The organism is Sanguibacter sp. Leaf3, assembly GCF_001425965.1.
Lineage (GTDB): Bacteria > Actinomycetota > Actinomycetes > Actinomycetales > Cellulomonadaceae > Sanguibacter > Sanguibacter inulinus.
In genome coordinates this window covers 164,893-180,314 of record NZ_LMRH01000003.1, presented here as the reverse complement: position 1 = coordinate 180,314, position 15,422 = coordinate 164,893, and the positions used below count along the sequence as shown (strand labels likewise).

Annotated in this window: 14 protein-coding genes and 1 riboswitch; of the genes, 7 read left to right on the top strand and 7 right to left on the bottom strand. The window is 70.4% G+C overall.

All coding sequences use genetic code 11. From position 1 onward, the window contains the following. Positions 1-30 precede the first annotated feature (30 nt). On the bottom strand, positions 31-654 hold the full coding sequence (locus ASG53_RS14200) for a hypothetical protein (protein WP_056134750.1): 624 nt from the start codon (positions 652-654) through the stop codon (positions 31-33). A gap of 642 nt (positions 655-1,296) precedes the next feature. Between ASG53_RS14200 and ASG53_RS14195 the strand changes: the two genes are divergently transcribed. The 7 genes from ASG53_RS14195 (at position 1,297) to ASG53_RS14165 (ending at position 7,516) form a co-directional block, all read left to right on the top strand. Continuing rightward, positions 1,297-2,172, top strand: coding sequence for a PadR family transcriptional regulator (locus ASG53_RS14195; RefSeq protein ID WP_056134747.1), 876 nt, complete (start codon positions 1,297-1,299; stop codon positions 2,170-2,172). A 78-nt stretch (positions 2,173-2,250) separates the two neighbouring features. Then, a complete protein-coding gene (locus ASG53_RS14190) occupies positions 2,251-2,544 on the top strand; it encodes a hypothetical protein (RefSeq protein WP_156382819.1) in 294 nt (97 codons plus the stop codon). Beyond that, positions 2,544-3,203, top strand: coding sequence for a hypothetical protein (locus ASG53_RS14185; protein WP_056134741.1), 660 nt, complete (start codon positions 2,544-2,546; stop codon positions 3,201-3,203). Before ASG53_RS14190 ends, ASG53_RS14185 begins: the two co-directional genes overlap by 1 nt. A gap of 14 nt (positions 3,204-3,217) precedes the next feature. Beyond that, entirely contained in the window at positions 3,218-4,237 is a 1,020-nt protein-coding gene (locus ASG53_RS14180) for a peptidoglycan-binding domain-containing protein (protein ID WP_156382818.1), read from the top strand. Then, positions 4,228-4,842, top strand: a complete 615-nt coding sequence (locus tag ASG53_RS14175) for an ABC transporter ATP-binding protein (RefSeq protein ID WP_056134735.1) — start codon at positions 4,228-4,230, stop codon at positions 4,840-4,842. Before ASG53_RS14180 ends, ASG53_RS14175 begins: the two co-directional genes overlap by 10 nt. Then, a complete protein-coding gene (locus tag ASG53_RS14170) occupies positions 4,839-5,912 on the top strand; it encodes a hypothetical protein (protein ID WP_056134731.1) in 1,074 nt (357 codons plus the stop codon). The genes ASG53_RS14175 and ASG53_RS14170 overlap by 4 nt, the downstream gene beginning before the upstream one ends. 155 nt (positions 5,913-6,067) lie before the next feature. After that, on the top strand, positions 6,068-7,516 hold the full coding sequence (locus tag ASG53_RS14165) for an SDR family NAD(P)-dependent oxidoreductase (RefSeq protein WP_056134728.1): 1,449 nt from the start codon (positions 6,068-6,070) through the stop codon (positions 7,514-7,516). Between the two features lie 70 nt (positions 7,517-7,586). On the opposite strand, the gene ASG53_RS14160 is transcribed toward ASG53_RS14165, so the two are convergent. From ASG53_RS14160 to ASG53_RS14135, 6 genes are all read right to left on the bottom strand, one after another. Continuing rightward, positions 7,587-8,030, bottom strand: a complete 444-nt coding sequence (locus ASG53_RS14160) for a (deoxy)nucleoside triphosphate pyrophosphohydrolase (RefSeq protein ID WP_056134725.1) — start codon at positions 8,028-8,030, stop codon at positions 7,587-7,589. 98 nt (positions 8,031-8,128) lie between these two features. Next, a complete protein-coding gene (locus ASG53_RS14155; protein ID WP_056134721.1) occupies positions 8,129-8,374 on the bottom strand; it encodes a LuxR C-terminal-related transcriptional regulator in 246 nt (81 codons plus the stop codon). A gap of 355 nt (positions 8,375-8,729) precedes the next feature. After that, positions 8,730-9,101, bottom strand: a complete 372-nt coding sequence (gene gcvH / locus ASG53_RS14150; RefSeq protein WP_056134718.1) for a glycine cleavage system protein GcvH — start codon at positions 9,099-9,101, stop codon at positions 8,730-8,732. A gap of 62 nt (positions 9,102-9,163) precedes the next feature. Further along, positions 9,164-10,309 (bottom strand): glycine cleavage system aminomethyltransferase GcvT, encoded by a 1,146-nt coding sequence (gcvT, locus tag ASG53_RS14145; protein WP_056134715.1) that lies wholly within the window; start codon positions 10,307-10,309, stop codon positions 9,164-9,166. A 58-nt stretch (positions 10,310-10,367) separates the two neighbouring features. Continuing rightward, positions 10,368-13,328, bottom strand: a complete 2,961-nt coding sequence (gcvP, locus tag ASG53_RS14140; RefSeq protein ID WP_056134712.1) for an aminomethyl-transferring glycine dehydrogenase — start codon at positions 13,326-13,328, stop codon at positions 10,368-10,370. Between the two features lie 228 nt (positions 13,329-13,556). Further along, positions 13,557-13,667: riboswitch (glycine riboswitch) on the bottom strand. A 184-nt stretch (positions 13,668-13,851) separates the two neighbouring features. Then, entirely contained in the window at positions 13,852-15,249 is a 1,398-nt protein-coding gene (locus tag ASG53_RS14135; RefSeq protein ID WP_082544084.1) for a TrkH family potassium uptake protein, read from the bottom strand. Positions 15,250-15,422 lie beyond the last annotated feature (173 nt).

The window sequence follows — 15,422 nt, the reverse complement described above, 5'->3', positions numbered from 1 at the left end:
GCACCTGCCCTGGTGCTGCCCGGCCCGAGATCACTGCTGCGTCGAGGCTGCGTCGAGGTGCGCCTGCACGTAGAAGACCTGCCCCTGCAGCGTGTTGTTCGCGGCGTCTGAGCCCTGGTCAGGGAGGGTGACCGACAGGTCGAGGACAGAGCCTTCTCCGGCCAGCAGCTGACCCAGGGCGATGCCGGCCACGGCGGCCTGGGGCACATCCGTGACGAGCGCTGTGCCGTCGACGCTCAGCGTGTAGCGCAAGGCGTCGGCGATCCCCGTGTCGGAGGTCGAGCCAGGGCGGTCCTGGAGGGTGAAGGTCAGGTCAGCGCCCAGCACCGGGCTCTCGTTGCGGAACGGGATCGAGACGGAGAGGGTGTCTCCGGGAGCGATCAGGTCGCTGCCTGGCAGGGTGATGTCCACGCCCTCCGTCGTGGCGGCCTCCTGCCACGATCCGGGGACCGGGGTGCCCTCGTCGTCAGTCCCCACCACCTGGATGTTGAAGCGGTTGTTCCCACCGATGCCGGAGTCGTCCGAGCCGCTGGTGAGGTTGAGGTTGGCGAAGTCGGTGAACGCGGCTGCCGTCACGAGCGCGGCGACGCCGACAAGAGATCCTGCGGCGAGGTACATGCGCTTGCGGCCGTGCGAGGTGTTCTGCGTGCTCATGGTGTCTGTCGTCCCTGCTCCACCGAGGTGGGGTTGTCGGCCGTGGCCGTCCTCCGCTGCCGCACCGGATGGTCTGCGGCTGCGCTTCTCTCGTGAGGTCGCGTGACCATGGGGCTCCTACCGAACTCCCCTGACGTCTCGGGCGAGCTGCTCGTACAGGCTCGACCGCGGCGCAGGGATGGCGTCACGATCCCAGGAAGTCACCGACGACCTCCCACTCTGCTGACCCACGAGGGTTTGACGTGGAGCGCCGACCGGGGTGGGTGTCACAACTAGGTGGTTGGTTCGTGACAGCGAGTGCAAGAGCGAATGCCATGGGTACGAACGACGGCACCTCATCTGCCGACCCGACCGTGAACTGCACCCGTCTCACGCCGACCGGTGGCCGATCGGCGCGTCGGCGCGTCGGTGCGTCGGTGCGTCGGTGCGTCGGTGCGTCGGTGCGTCGGTGCTCACGCGATCTCCACATCGGCACCCTTGGCAAAGATATATCGTCGATATATCTTTGACTCATCGGTCGAGCTGGCGATCCACCCCGGCTCCCCCTCCCGGTCCTCCTGCAGTCATCGCGACGCAGAGACCGCACCGAGCGCGGCACCGCGCCCCCCACCTTCATCACGGCTGAACCCGAGGAGACCCTCCATGCGTCCCGACATCACTCGCACCTGGCGCGGACAGCGCCCCACGACCGACGACCGCGCCCCGTGGGGCCGCGACCGGACAGACCACCCCGACGGTCACGAGAGGCCCGACGAGGCCCACCACGACCACCACGGCCGCCCGAGCGGTCGCACCCGCCCTGACGGTCAGGGCACCCCCTTCCCGGGCCACCGCGGCGGGTTCGCCCGTGCCGGCGGCAGAGACCGGGGCGACACCCCGGGCGGGTCCGGCCCCGGCTTCGGCGGACCGCGCGGCGGCGGGGCCGACGACGACCACGACGGCCGTGGCGGCCGAGGTGGCTTCGGCGGTCGAGGAGGTCACGGCGGACCGCGCGGGCCGCGCCGCGGCCCCGGCTCACGAGCCGGTCGCGGTGACATCCGCGGTGCCATCCTCATGCTGCTCAGCGAGCAGCCGATGCACGGCTACCAGCTCATCCAGGAGATCACCGAGCGCTCCGGCGGCCGGTGGTCGCCCAGCCCCGGCGCGATCTACCCCGCCCTCAACCTGCTCGAAGACGAAGGGCTCATCACCATCACCGCCGACTCGGGCCGCAAGCTCGCGAGCCTGACACCCGAGGGGACGGCGTACGTCGAAGAGCACCGCGAGCACCTCGTCGCCCCGTGGGATCGCGCCACAGGTCAGACCGCCCACCCCGCCCGCGCCCTCCGCGAGGCGATGGAGGCACTCGGCAGTGCCGCCCACCAGATCGCCCGTACCGGGACCGAGGACCAGGCCACCCAGGCCGTCCGCGCCCTCGAGAAGGCACGGCGTGAGCTCTACCTCGTCCTCGCCGGCGAGACGGTGCACGCGGAGCTGACGACCGGCGAGGGTGCCGCCCCGCGCACCGACGAGAAATAAGGACTTCAGTCCCATAGCACCCGAAAGCCTCTCCGAGATACTGTCCGTGATATCACCCAACACGGACGGAGCGGCTAAATGGTACTGAAGCTTCGTGTGATCGGGCTCGTCGCGGCGGTAGCGCTGTCGACCGGGGCACTCTCTGGCATCGGATCAGTCATCACCGCCGCTCCTGCGTCAGCGGCCTCCTGCACGGTCACCCACCTCGGATGGTGGTCGGTCAAGAACTCCACCTGTTCCTCGGCACGTCACTTCAACGTCATCAAGGGGACCTCGTACAAGTACGCGGTGTGGGTCGGCAAGGGAGGCACGTCGTCGCAGACCGCCTGCTGGTCCAACGCCACGACGTATGGTTTCGACGTCAAGATCTGATGGACCTTTATCTCACCCATCCGTCCGGCGGCCTTCGGGCCGCCGTTCTGGCGTGTGCGCTTCTCGTCACGGCGACCGCCTGCGACTCGTCCGACGGAGCCACGTCGGGGCAATCAGCCCAGACAGCCCAGGAGCTGCCCACATTCAGCGGCCCATGGGCCGGAGAGTTCACAGAAGCCTTCACCGGAGCCTCTGCCGAATTCGTCCGGACCATCCTCTCGGACGGCTTGATCACCGATCAAGAGCTCTCGGAGACGCGCGACCGATTCTCCGGGTGTCTCACTGCCTTCGGCATCACCGAGATCACGTTCGACGCCAACGGTGCGTTCTCGTTCACCGCCCCCGACGACGCAGAGCAAGGATCCGTAGAAGATCACGTCTCGACCTGCTCAGCCGAATCTGGCGAGGATACGGTCGGCGCCTTGCACTCTTGGGTCAGACGCAACCCCGAGAACCTCGACGAAGCGACGATCCTGGCTGCGTGCCTGGTGCGAGAGGGCGTGGTCGACCCGTCGTTCTCGGCCGAGGACTACACGAACGCAGACGGAGACCTTCCCCTCCTCGAGAGCGTCTCAGCCGGCCTCGGGCAGGCGGCATTCATGCTGTGCAACAACGACCCTCTCGGGTTGTTCGCACCTGGTTCGGCACCGGGCGCATGACCAGTGACCGACGAGTGAAGACGGGGCTGGCCGCGCTCGGCGGGATAGTGGTCGCCGCTCTGGGCGCGGGCGCGGGTGTCGCCTTCTCGGCATCCGCTACGCCTGCCTCGCTGGCGAGCGCCGCACCTGTCGGGTCTGTGCCGGTGACCGAGCGCCAGCTCACCGACCCCCGGACGGTCGAGATCGCGCTCACCGTCGGCGGCGACACGTCGGTGTCTTCTCCGGCCTCTGGACTAGTCACCACCTGGTCCTGCGCCGCAGGCTTGGAGCTGGTGTCCGGTCAGGGCTCTCTGTCCGTCGACGGGGTGCAGACGCTGAACCTGGCGACCACCGTCCCGCTGTGGCGCGACCTCGAGCTGGGCACCACAGGCCCAGACGTCACCGCTCTCCAGACGGAGCTGGCCCGGCTCGGTCAGTCAGTGCCTGTCGACGGGACCGTCGGGAGCGCGACCCTCGACGCCACCGTCGACCTCTTCGCGATCGCCGGTGACCCCGCCCCGGACCGCGACGTGATCCGCGCGGCCCGAGTGCTGTGGTTGCCCGGAGAGACCGTCACCGTGTCCACGTGCGACAGCAGCACAGGCGGCGTCGTCTCGGCTGGCGACCCTGTGGCCACACTGACCGGCGGGCTCACAGGGGCCGTCGTGGCTCGGCTCCCCGTCGGAGCCGTCCCCGGTGCACGGAACCTGGAGATCGACGACCTGACAGTGCCGGTCGGAGACGAGGGCCGGGTGACCTCGCCCGAGGCGCTAGCCACCATCTCTGGGTCGGACTCGTTCTTGCAGGCCGTGCGCGGGGCAGAGAGCTCCATCCAGGGTCGACTGGCCCTCGCCGAGCCGGTTACCGTCTCGTCAGTCCCACCGGGCTCCCTCTACGACCTCGACGGCCAGGCCGCGTGTGTCCTCGGGGACGGGATCCCTACAGCCGTCCAGGTGGTCGGATCCGAGCTCGGGCAGACCTTCGTGACCTTCGAGACCCCCACGTCGCCGAGCCTGGTCGCGCTCAGCCCGGAGACCGGCCCAGCATGCAGGTGACCCTCGACGCTGTCGGTCACCGCTTCGCCGACGGCCCGTGGCTGTTCCGTGGCCTGAGTCAGACCCTGCTCCCGGCACGCGTGTACGCGTTGACCGGACCGTCCGGTTCCGGCAAGAGCACGCTGCTCAGCCTGCTCGCCGGCTGGGCCCAGCCGACCCAGGGACGCATCCGCCACGACGGTGTCGATCGCGTGGGCTGGGTCTTCCAGAACCCTCATGGCGTCCCAGGACGCACGGCTCGTGACCACGTCGCACTGCCGCTGCTGGCACGAGGGTCTGCGCCAGCCTCGGCCGACCTCGACGCGGCAGGCCTGCTCGACCGCTTCGGGCTGGGCGGCGTGGCCGACCAGCCGTTCCGGTCGTTGTCCGGGGGTGAGGCGCAACGCCTCATGCTCGCGCGGGGCGTCGCTGCAGGTCCCAGCCTGTTCCTGGTGGACGAGCCGACAGCCCAGCTCGACCTGGCGACAGGCGCGGAGGTGAACGCGGCGCTGGGTCAGATCGCCACCGAGGGGACGATCGTGGTCGTCGCCACGCACGACTCACGGACCCGGGACGCGTGCACCGACCACATCGACCTGCACGACTACCAGGACGGTCGCCCATGACCCCCGCGGCGATCTGGCGGGAGGTGTGGCGCGACGTCGTCAGCGGGACGAGCCGGACCCTCACGTTCGCGCTGATCCTCGCAGCCGTGGTGCTCGGGCTCGGCGCAGCGGACGTCGTGACGGTGCGGGAACTCACCGCTGCCGCCGAGAGGTTCCAGGCCGCGGGAGCCTCGATCATCACGCTCGACGCACCTGGCCGGATCGATCCCGCGGCGTGCTCCGCCCTCGCCTCGGTCTCCGGGGTCCGGGCCGCAGGGGCAATCCGTGCCGGGACCGAGTCGCTCACCCCGCTGGCACTCCCGTCATCCACGATCCCGGTCATCGAGGTCACGCCCGGTCTGCCCGAGGTACTGAGGACGCAGATCGGCAGCGCTGGCGTGATCCTCTCGGAGCAGGCAGCACAGACCTTGACGGTGCGCCCCGGGAGCGAGCTCCAGACCTCCGAGACGACCGCGACGGTGGCTGGGGTCTATGCCTACCCCGAGGACGGACGCCGCCCGGGCCTCGGCTTCGCCGCTCTCGTCCCGACCACCGACGCTGCAGCCTTCGACGAGTGCTGGGTCGACATCTGGCCGACGTCTCCACAGACACCCGCTCTGCTCCAGACCACCCTGCTGCCCGACGATGAGACCGCAGCTGGTCGGAGCCCGGCGCTGACGCAGCTCAACAGCACGCTCGGCACAGCATTCGACGGCAGGTCGCGCCTCGATGCCCGGGTCACGCGGCTCGCGCCCTGGGGCGTGCTCGGGATCGGGGTCGGGCTCGGATACCTCTCGGTCCGGCTGCGTCGCGTTCCTCTGGCGTCGGCGCTGCACGCCGGCACGACGCGGCAAGACCTCGGGGCGGTCGTCATGCTCGAGACGCTCTCATGGACGCTGCCAGCGACCTTGCTCGCTGCTGTGGCGATCGTGGTGGCGACCACGCTCGGCGGAGACCTCGACGCGACGCACACCGCGGTCCTCGGTTCGCGCACTGCGGTCGCCGGGATGGCCGGGCCGCTCCTCGGATCGGTCCTCGGCTTCGTCCTGACGAGAGAGCGGCACCTCTTCCGCTATTTCAAGGACCGCTGACGACGCCGTCGCAGGACCGTGCGGACCACCCGACCACACTCAGCCGTGCCGTCGATGGCCGGCGCACCCTGGAGACACATCCACGGCGCGGGCCCTGGACCGCTGTGACCAGCGCGATGCCGCCGATCCCCGCCTGACGGGAGATAATCGTCCACATGCCTATCGATCCTGCCGAGCTCGCTGCTGCCATCCGGGTGCTCGAGGCCGCCGACGAGCTCGAGCCGGAGCACCCCGACAAGATCGCGCTCCAGCGCGCGACAGCCCGTCTGTACAAGACGGTCAAGAAGCAGCGCCGCGACACCGCGAAGAACGCGATCCGCTCGGCGGACAACGCCGTCATCTCTGCGACCGCGACAGGTGCCCCCACCCGCATCGACGACGAGACCCAGGGCCTCGAGCTGCTGCCCGTCGCGACAGGTCACTCCGCGGGACGCCTCATCAAGTCGCAGGCCTGCTACGTCTGCAAGCAGCAGTACCACGACGTCGACGTGTTCTACCACCAGCTCTGCCCCGAGTGCGCGGCCCTCAACAGGTCACGCCGTGATGCGCGCACGGACCTCACCGGCAAGCGCGCGCTGCTCACCGGCGGTCGAGCCAAGATCGGCATGTACATCGCGCTGCGGCTGCTCCGCGACGGCGCCCACACGACCATCACCACACGGTTCCCCAACGACGCGATCCGCAGGTTCAAGGCCATGGAGGACTCCGCCGACTGGATCCACCGCCTGCGCATCATCGGGATCGACCTGCGCGACCCCGCCCAGGTCGTCGCGCTGGCCGACGACGTCGCGTCGCAGGGACCTCTCGACATCCTCATCAACAACGCCGCGCAGACCGTGCGCCGCTCCCCCGGCGCCTACGCACCGCTCGCCGCAGCAGAGGACTCCGAGCTCCCCTCGGGCTACCTCCCCGAGACCATCTCCTTCGGGCGCAGCCACGACACGCACCCGGCGTCGCTCGAGGGCAGCGTCCCGGCCGAGTCCACAGCCGTCGCGCACTCGTCGGTCACCTCGGCCGACCTGCTGACCAAGCTGGCGCTGACGGCAGGGTCCGCCTCGATGGAGCGCGTCGCCAACGCGACGGCGATCGACGCCGGCGGCCTGGTCCCCGACCTCGTCTCGACGAACTCGTGGGTGCAGAACGTCGAGGACGTCGACGCCCTCGAGCTGCTCGAGGTCCAGCTGTGCAACAGCACGGCGCCGTTCATCCTCATCAGCCGGCTGCGTGAGTCCATGCGCCAGGCCGAGGCCGACCGCACCTACATCGTCAACGTCTCGGCGATGGAGGGGCAGTTCTCCCGCGGCTACAAGGGTCCGGGCCACCCGCACACGAACATGGCGAAGGCCGCCGTCAACATGCTCACCCGCACCAGCGCGCGCGAGATGTTCGAGACCGACCAGATCCTCATGACGAGCGTCGACACGGGCTGGATCACCGACGAGCGTCCGCACACCACCAAGGTGCGCCTGGCCGAAGAGGGCTTCCACGCCCCCCTCGACCTCGTCGACGGAGCGGCGCGGGTCTACGACCCGATCGTGCGCGGCGAGCTCGGTGAAGACGTCTTCGGCTGCTTCCTCAAGGACTACAAGCCCTCCGCCTGGTAGCCCTCACGCACGGGGGGGCGACGGCCCGCGGAAACACGCCCGTCCATGATGGTGGACAGCCGCGCTCCCGCTAGGCGGTCTCCTGCTGGGCGGCACCCCGCGCGAAGGACCCGGCGATGTGCTCGACGATGCGCACGTCCCCGTCGAGCCAGGGGACGTCGAAGAACTCGTCAGGGCTCAACCACCGGAGCTCGTCGTGCTCGACCAGGGGTGCGGGGTCACCGTCGACGACCCGTGCGAACCACAGCCGCATGACGTGCCTGTCGGTGATGACCCAGCCGCCGGAGTCGGGTCCGACAACCTCGTCGCCCAGCTCGACGGTCACTCCCAGCTCTTCGCAGATCTCGCGGTGCAGCCCCTGCTCGGGGGTCTCGCCAGGGTCGACCTTGCCGCCGGGGAACTCCCAGCGGCCCACGAGGTGGGCCGGCCGAGACCGTCGCGCGCCGAGGAACACCGTCGGGCGCGCGAGGTCGTCGACGATCACAGCGGCGACGACGAGGACAGGTCTGTGCATGCAGACAAGTTTCTCAGGTCTGTGTGTCCGGCGGGTGACGCGTCCGCGCCTGGCGAACACCCGCCGTGCAGACGGCTGGTGCCCCGGAGGGCGACCGGTCAATCTTCGGTCGAGTACAGACCTGCGGCGCGAGCCCACTCGACGGCTTCGGCGCGCGTCGAGACTCCGAGCTTGCGGTAGACGCTGCGGACCTGCGACTTCACGGTGTTGCGCGTGACGTACAGCTTCGAGGCGATCTGCTCGAGGGTCACTTCTTCGGTGAGGTTGGAGAGCACCACACGCTCACGTCGCGTGAGCGAGCCGGTCGCTACCTTGGCGGATCCCGAGATCTCCGTCGTCGTCATTCTTCCTCCAACATTTCCCGGCGGTCCAGCGACTCTGGATCATGTGCCCGGGTACTTCGACTTCTGGTCGAGGCGTGAAGAACAGCTGGTGCCACGTGGTCGCCCCCTACCACTCGCCGGCTCGGACGAGCCGAGTCGACACCTACACGGCATGGTCCTGACCGACGGGCTGTTCGGTGCAGTGATCAACTACATCGAACGGAGATCGCCATTCAGTACCCATACCATGGAACCGCTGCTGTGACGAAGATCACTATGTCACCTCGGGAGCGTGTTTTCATCCGCTCCTGAGGTCATCCAACACATCATCCACCGAACCGACAAGGGGTGACATGTGGCAAGTTGCTGCCAAAGCCTACGAAGCGACCTGCGCAGTGTACTCCTCAGCGGTGAGGACCGGCCCGGTTGCTGTGATGTCGACCTTCACGAGCCATCCTGCCCCATACGGGTCAGAGTTCACGATCTCCGGGTTCGCGACAGCCTCGTCGTTGACCTCGACGACGGTCCCGCTCACGGGGGAGAACAGCTCGGAGACCGACTTGGTCGACTCGACCTCGCCGATCACAGACCCGGCCTCGATCTGCGTGCCGACGGCCGGGAGCTCGAGGTAGACGATGTCGCCGAGGGCGTCCTGGGCGTTCCACGTGATACCGACGGTCGCCGGGCTGTCGGCCGTGAGCCACTCGTGCTCGGCGGTGTAGGTGAGGTCTGCGGGGATGTTCGACACGGGGTTCTCCTGGGGATGGTCTGGCGCGAGAAGGCTGGGGACGAGCAGGTCAGGACTGAGGGTCAGGCGCGCGGGCGCCTGTAGAACGGGGTCTCGACGACCTCGACGGCCTCGCCCCGGCCACGGACGTCGACAGCCAGGACGGTGCCGACGGCCGAGAACTCCGGGGTGACGTAGGCGAGAGCCACGGGGTACCCGAGGGTGGGCGACGGCGCACCAGAGGTCACGCTACCGACGACGACGTCGAGCTTCGAGGCGTCGACCACGACCGGGTACCCGGCACGGGCCGGCCTGCGGCCGAGCACCTTGAGACCGACGAGCACGCGTGCGGGCTGCGAGCCCTTGCGGGACTCGAGCGCCGCACGCCCGACGAAGTCGACGGGCGCGCCGTCGGCGTCAGTCTTGTCGAGGCGGACGACCCGCCCCAGACCAGCCTCGAAGGGGGTCGTCGTGAGGTCGAGCTCGTGGCCGTAGAGCGGCATGCCCGCCTCGAGACGCAGGCTGTCCCGAGCGGAGAGACCCGCCGGGACGAGCCCGAGCGGCTCCCCCGCGGCGAGCAGCGCCCGCCAGAGCGCGACGGCCGCGCCGTTCTCGACGAAGAGCTCGAAGCCGTCTTCACCGGTGTAGCCGGTCCGGGCCACCAGCAGCGGTGTCCCGGCGACGGTCGCCGGGGTGATCGCGTAGTACCGCAGGCCCGAGACCGCGTCGGCGTCGCCGGCCTCGGTCAGCGAGAGCAGGATCTCGGCAGCCCGCGGTCCCTGGACCGCGACGAGCGCGACCTCGGGGGACGTGAAGGTCACCTGGGCCTCGAAGCCTGCCACCCGCTCCTCGAGCGCGGCGAGGACGACCTCGGCGTTGCCGGCGTTCGCGACGACCAGGAAGGTCTCGTCAGCCGTGCGGTACACGACGAGGTCGTCGATGACGGCGCCGTCGTGCTGGGCGATCATCGAGTACCGGGCTCGCCCGACCTCGAGGGTGCTGAGCCAGCCGACGAGGGCGTGGTCGAGCGCCGCACCGGCGCCGGGGCCCGACACCTCGATCTCGCCCATGTGGGAGAGGTCGAACAGGCCCGCGGCTGTCCGCACCGCTGTGTGCTCGGCGATGTCCGAGCCGTAGCGCAGCGGCATCATCCAGCCGCCGAACTCGGTCATCGAGGCGCCGAGCGCCACGTGCTCGTCGTGCAGGGGGGTGGAGCGTGCGGTGCTCATGCGTCGTCCTCGTCTGCGGTGCGGGTGGTCGGGCGGTCGCTCAGGCCAGGCTGCGGGGTCATGCGCCCACCGCTGCGTGCGCGAGGGTGGTCTCGGTCGGCTCGGCGACGTCGTCGGCGTAGGCCTCGATCGGCGGGCAGGAGCACACGAGGTTGCGGTCGCCCTTCGCGCCGTCGATGCGGCGGACCGGCGGCCAGTACTTCGCGGCGCGCAGCGCGGCCACAGGGTAGGCGGCGGTCTCGCGGGAGTACGGCTTGTCCCACGCGTCGGAGACCACGGAGGCCGCGCTGTGCGGGGCGTTGCGCAGCGGGGACTCGGCGAGGGCCCAGGCGCCGTCGGCGACCTGGTCGATCTCGGCGCGGATCGCGAGCATCGCGTCGACGAAGCGGTCGATCTCGGTGAGGTCTTCGCTCTCGGTCGGCTCGACCATGAGGGTCCCGGGCACCGGGAACGACAGGGTCGGGGCGTGGAACCCGTAGTCCATGAGGCGCTTGGCCACGTCTTCGGCCGTCACCCCGGTCTGGGCCGTGAGGGGACGCAGGTCGAGGATGCACTCGTGGGCCACGAGACCGCCCGGTCCCGTGAACAGCACGGGGAAGGCGTCCCGCAGCCGGACAGCGAGGTAGTTCGCCGACACGACCGCGATCTCGGTCGCGCGGCGCAGCCCGTCCGGTCCCATGAGCGCCACGTAGGCGTAGGGGATCGGGAGGATCCCGGCCGAGCCGGCCGGTGCTGCCGAGACGGGTGCCGAGCCTGCTCCCGGCAGGAAGGGCACGAGGTGCTCTGCGACACCGACGGGGCCGACACCCGGGCCGCCGCCGCCGTGCGGGATGCAGAAGGTCTTGTGCAGGTTCAGGTGCGAGACGTCGCCGCCGAACTGGCCGGGCTTCGCGAGGCCGACGAGGGCGTTGAGGTTCGCCCCGTCGATGTACACCTGACCGCCCGCGGCGTGGACGAGGTCGCAGACCTCGCGGACGGTGTCTTCGTAGACGCCGTGGGTCGAGGGGTAGGTGATCATGATCGCCGCGACCTGCGGGCCGTGCTGCTCGAGCTTGGCGCGGAGGTCGTCGAGCAGGATCTCGCCGTCGTCGGCGGTCGCGACGACGACCACGCGCATGCCCGCCATCGCGGCCGACGCGGCGTTGGTGCCGTGCGCGGAAGCCGGGATGAGGCAGATGTCGCGACCGGCCTCGTCGCGGGAGCGGTGGTAGTTGCGGATCGCGAGGAGCCCCGCGAACTCGCCCTGCGAGCCCGCGTTCGGCTGCACGGAGACCGCCGCGTACCCGGTGATCTCGGCGAGGTTCGCCTCGAGGGTGCTGATGAGCTCGGCGTAGCCGGCGGTCTGCGCAGCCGGCGCGAAGGGGTGGATCCCCGCGTACTCGGGCCAGGAGATCGGCTCCATCTGGATCGCGGCGTTGAGCTTCATGGTGCACGAGCCGAGCGGGATCATCGTGCGGTCGAGCGCGAGGTCCTTGTCGGCGAGGGTGCGCAGGTAGCGCATCATCTGCGTCTCGGAGCGGTGCGTGTGGAACACCGGGTGCGTGAGGTAGTCCGAGCTGCGGCGGTGCTCGGCAGGGAGGTCGCCGACGGAGACGAAGTATCCCGAGGCGCTCGAGCCGGGGACGAAGGCCTCGACGACGGCGTCGAGGTGCGCCTCGGTCGTGGTCTCGTCGCAGGCGACCTGGACGTGGTCGGCGTCAGGTGCCCAGAGGTTGATCCCTGCGGCGTCGGCGCGTGCCACGACCTCGGCGGCGGCACCCGGGACGGTGACGCGGACGGTGTCGAAGAAGACCGCGTGCTCGACGTCGAGCTCGGCGCCGCGCAGGCGGTCTGCGAGCGCGAGCGCGTGGGAGTGCACGCGCTCCGCGATCGCCCGGAGCCCGGAGGGGCCGTGGTAGACGGCGTACATGGACGCGACGATCGCGAGCAGCGCCTGCGCCGTGCAGATGTTGCTCGTGGCCTTCTCGCGGCGGATGTGCTGCTCGCGGGTCTGGAGCGCGAGGCGGTAGGCGACATCTCCGTCGGCGTCGACGCTCACGCCGACGAGGCGCCCGGGGAGCATGCGCTCGATCCCCTTGCGCACGGCCATGAAGGCGGCGTGCGGGCCACCGAAGAACAGCGGGACGCCGAGACGCTGCGCGGAGCCGACGGCGATGTCCGCGCCCACGTCTCCAGGCGCTGTGAAGAGCGTCAGGGCGAGCAGGTCGGTCGCGACGGTGACGAGTGCGCCGGCTTCCTTGGCTGCGGTGACGAGGGGCTCGAGCGCGCGGGCCTGGCCGCTCGCGCCGAGCTGCTGGACGACGAGGCCGACGACAGCGGAGTCCATGAGGCCGGCGGCTGCGAGCGCGGCGTCGACGCCGGTCTGGTAGCCGGCATCGAGGTCGGCGACGACCACGGGGAGCCCGATCGCCTCGGCGCGTCCGCGGGTCACCGCGAGGGTCTGCGGGAAGAGGTCTGCGTCGAGCACGACGACACCCGGACCGGCGGTCGCGGGCCTCTTGGCGGCGCGCCACATGAGGGCGACGGCCTCGGCGACGGCTGTCGCCTCGTCGAGGAGCGACGCGTTGGCGACCTCGAGCCCCGTGAGGTCGGAGACGACGGTCTGGAAGTTGAGGAGGGCCTCGAGGCGGCCCTGGGAGATCTCCGGCTGGTAGGGCGTGTAGGCGGTGTACCAGGCGGGGTTCTCGAGGACGCCGCGGCGGATCACGGCGGGGGTCACGGTGTCCCAGTACCCCTGGCCGATCATCTGGACGCGGGTCTCGTTCTGGCTCGCGAGGCGCCGCAGGTCGGCGAGAACCTCGGGCTCGGTGCGCGCGGCCGGGAGGTCGAGGGGGCCGTCCAGACGGATCGAGGCGGGGACGGCGGCGTCGATGAGCGCGTCGACCGAGTCGTAGCCGAGGTGGCCGAGCATGTGGGCGACGTCGTCGCGGCCGTCGGTGCCTGTGCGGGGTCCGACGTGCCTGTCGACGAAGACGTCACCGGGGCCGGTCTGGGGGCGGTGCTGTGCGGGGGTGGTCACGACGAGCTCCTGGAGGTCGAGGGCGCACGTGGTGGCGCACCACGTGCGTGGACCCTCCCCGCTCTGTCATCTGACCGTGGGGACGCACGGGGCGTCCGGTCGACCTGAGAGTTTGGCCCGCGCAGGAGTGCGGGCTTGCCCCTTCGGTGAGGCGCGCGCCAGCCGGCGTCGTCCGCTCGGTCTCGAGCGTCCGGGTGCTTGACACGCGCGCCTGCTGTCCAGAGTTGCCTCACCTCGGCGGTACGGGTGCCTGAGAGTTTCCCGGGGAGGGTTTGCTCCTTCGGCGCCTGACAGGAGTGGTCGGCGGTGTGCCCGTCAGGGCTCTCCCACCGAGGTTCGAGCGGCGCTGCATTCGGTTGTGGGGCAAGACTACCGGGCGGACCCCCGGTCGACGCCAGGGGTACCGGGGAGGAGGTGCAGCCCGGGGCGTGCGTGACGGGGCCTTGAAGCGCCGACGAAGCCGTGCGCGAGGCTGCGCCATGGAGCTGCGCTCACGGCGCTGCGCGCGAGCACGGTCGGCTGCTCAGCCGATCAGCGGCCGCCCCTCGGGGCGACGGAACAGCCGGTTCTGCTCGCGGAGCACCAGGGCCGAGGCGAGCGTGACGGGTCCCAGCCGGCCCGCGAACATCAGCACCACGAGGATCAGCTGGTGGCCAGGTGAGAGGTCGGCGGTGATGCCCGTCGAGAGCCCGACTGTCGCGAAGGCGGAGACCACCTCGTAGAGGATCTGGTCCAGGGTGTAGGTGCTCGTCATGGCGATCGTGATGGTCGAGGCGACGACGGCCGCGACGCTCAGCAGGGCGACCGCGAGCGCCTGACGGACGGCCGTCGGCGAGAGGCGCCGGTCGAAGATCTCGGCGTCGGGAGCCGCACGGAGCTCGGCGACGATCGCGACGAGGAGCACCGCGAAGGTCCCGACCTTGATCCCACCCGCGGTGCCGGCGCTGCCCCCGCCGATGAACATCAGCACGTCGGTCCCGAGCAGGGTCCCGGTGTTCATCGACCCGATGTCCACGCTGTTGAAGCCTGCGGTGCGGGGCATCACCGCCTGGAAGAACCCCGCGAGCAGGCGCCCGGCGGGGTCGAGAGCCCCGAGGGTCTGCGGGTTGCCCCACTCCGCGACGGTCATGAAGACGGTCCCGCCCACCAGCAGCACGGCGGTCATGAGGAGCGTGAGCCGCGTGTGCACGCTCCAGCGCCGCGGGCGCGTGCGCCGTCGCAGCAGCTCCATGATGACGGGGAAGCCGAGACCGCCGAGGATCACGGCGACGGCGATCGGCAGGCAGATCCACGGGTCAGCGGCGAAGCCGACGAGGTTGTCGCTGAACAGCGCGAACCCGGCGTTGTTGAAGGCGGAGACGGCGTGGAACACCCCGAGCCACAGGCTCGTGCCGACAGGGTGGTCGTAGGCCGTGGCGAAGCGCACCGTGAGGACGAGAGCCGTGACGGCCTCGACGGTCAAGCTGATCTTCGCCACCCCGAGCAGCACCGTGCGGACGTCGCCCAGGCCCACGCTCTTGGTCTCGGCTGCGGCGACGATCCTCGAGCCGAGCCCGAGGCGCCTGGAGATCAGCAGCCCGAGCAGCGAGGCGAGGGTCATGATGCCGAAGCCGCCGACCTGGATCAGCGCGAGGATGGTCACCTGCCCGAAGGGTGTCCAGTAGGTGGCCGTGTCTACCACCGCGAGCCCCGTCACGCACAGGGCCGAGGTCGCGGTGAAGAGCGCCTCGAGCGGGGTGGCCCCGCCTGGCCCGGTCCGGGCGACGGGGAGCATGAGCAGGACCGTGCCGACCACGAGTCCGGCGGCGAACCCGGCCACGACGGTGCGCCCGGGGTTGCCGAGGCCGAGCCTCCACCGGCTGTCGTCACCGGGCCGACGGCTCGTGAGGTGGGCGACGATCCTCGCGAGCTGTGCTGGCATGGGCCTGGAGCCACCTTCGCCGCGTAGAGGGAGACCGTGCAGGTCCACCGCGCCGACGGTCGTCGGTGCCGACCTCCGAGCCTAGATGTCGAGGAGGGCCGGGAGACCCGGACGGCCAGCACCAGGGCGTCAAGGTTCCGTCAAAGTTCTTCGGTGGCAGGTGCGCGCGGGGC

What these genes read in the sequence shown, in the direction of transcription:
- ASG53_RS14200 (WP_056134750.1), bottom strand. Translation starts at nt 654, where the DNA reads ATGAGCACGCAGAACACCTCGCACGGCCGCAAGCGCATGTACCTCGCC.
- ASG53_RS14195 (WP_056134747.1), top strand. Translation starts at nt 1,297, where the DNA reads ATGCGTCCCGACATCACTCGCACCTGGCGCGGACAGCGCCCCACGACC.
- ASG53_RS14190 (WP_156382819.1), top strand. Translation starts at nt 2,251, where the DNA reads ATGGTACTGAAGCTTCGTGTGATCGGGCTCGTCGCGGCGGTAGCGCTG.
- ASG53_RS14185 (WP_056134741.1), top strand. Translation starts at nt 2,544, where the DNA reads ATGGACCTTTATCTCACCCATCCGTCCGGCGGCCTTCGGGCCGCCGTT.
- ASG53_RS14175 (WP_056134735.1), top strand. Translation starts at nt 4,228, where the DNA reads ATGCAGGTGACCCTCGACGCTGTCGGTCACCGCTTCGCCGACGGCCCG.
- ASG53_RS14170 (WP_056134731.1), top strand. Translation starts at nt 4,839, where the DNA reads ATGACCCCCGCGGCGATCTGGCGGGAGGTGTGGCGCGACGTCGTCAGC.
- ASG53_RS14165 (WP_056134728.1), top strand. Translation starts at nt 6,068, where the DNA reads ATGCCTATCGATCCTGCCGAGCTCGCTGCTGCCATCCGGGTGCTCGAG.
- ASG53_RS14160 (WP_056134725.1), bottom strand. Translation starts at nt 8,030, where the DNA reads ATGCACAGACCTGTCCTCGTCGTCGCCGCTGTGATCGTCGACGACCTC.
- ASG53_RS14155 (WP_056134721.1), bottom strand. Translation starts at nt 8,374, where the DNA reads ATGACGACGACGGAGATCTCGGGATCCGCCAAGGTAGCGACCGGCTCG.
- gcvT (WP_056134715.1), bottom strand. Translation starts at nt 10,309, where the DNA reads ATGAGCACCGCACGCTCCACCCCCCTGCACGACGAGCACGTGGCGCTC.
- ASG53_RS14135 (WP_082544084.1), bottom strand. Translation starts at nt 15,249, where the DNA reads ATGCCAGCACAGCTCGCGAGGATCGTCGCCCACCTCACGAGCCGTCGG.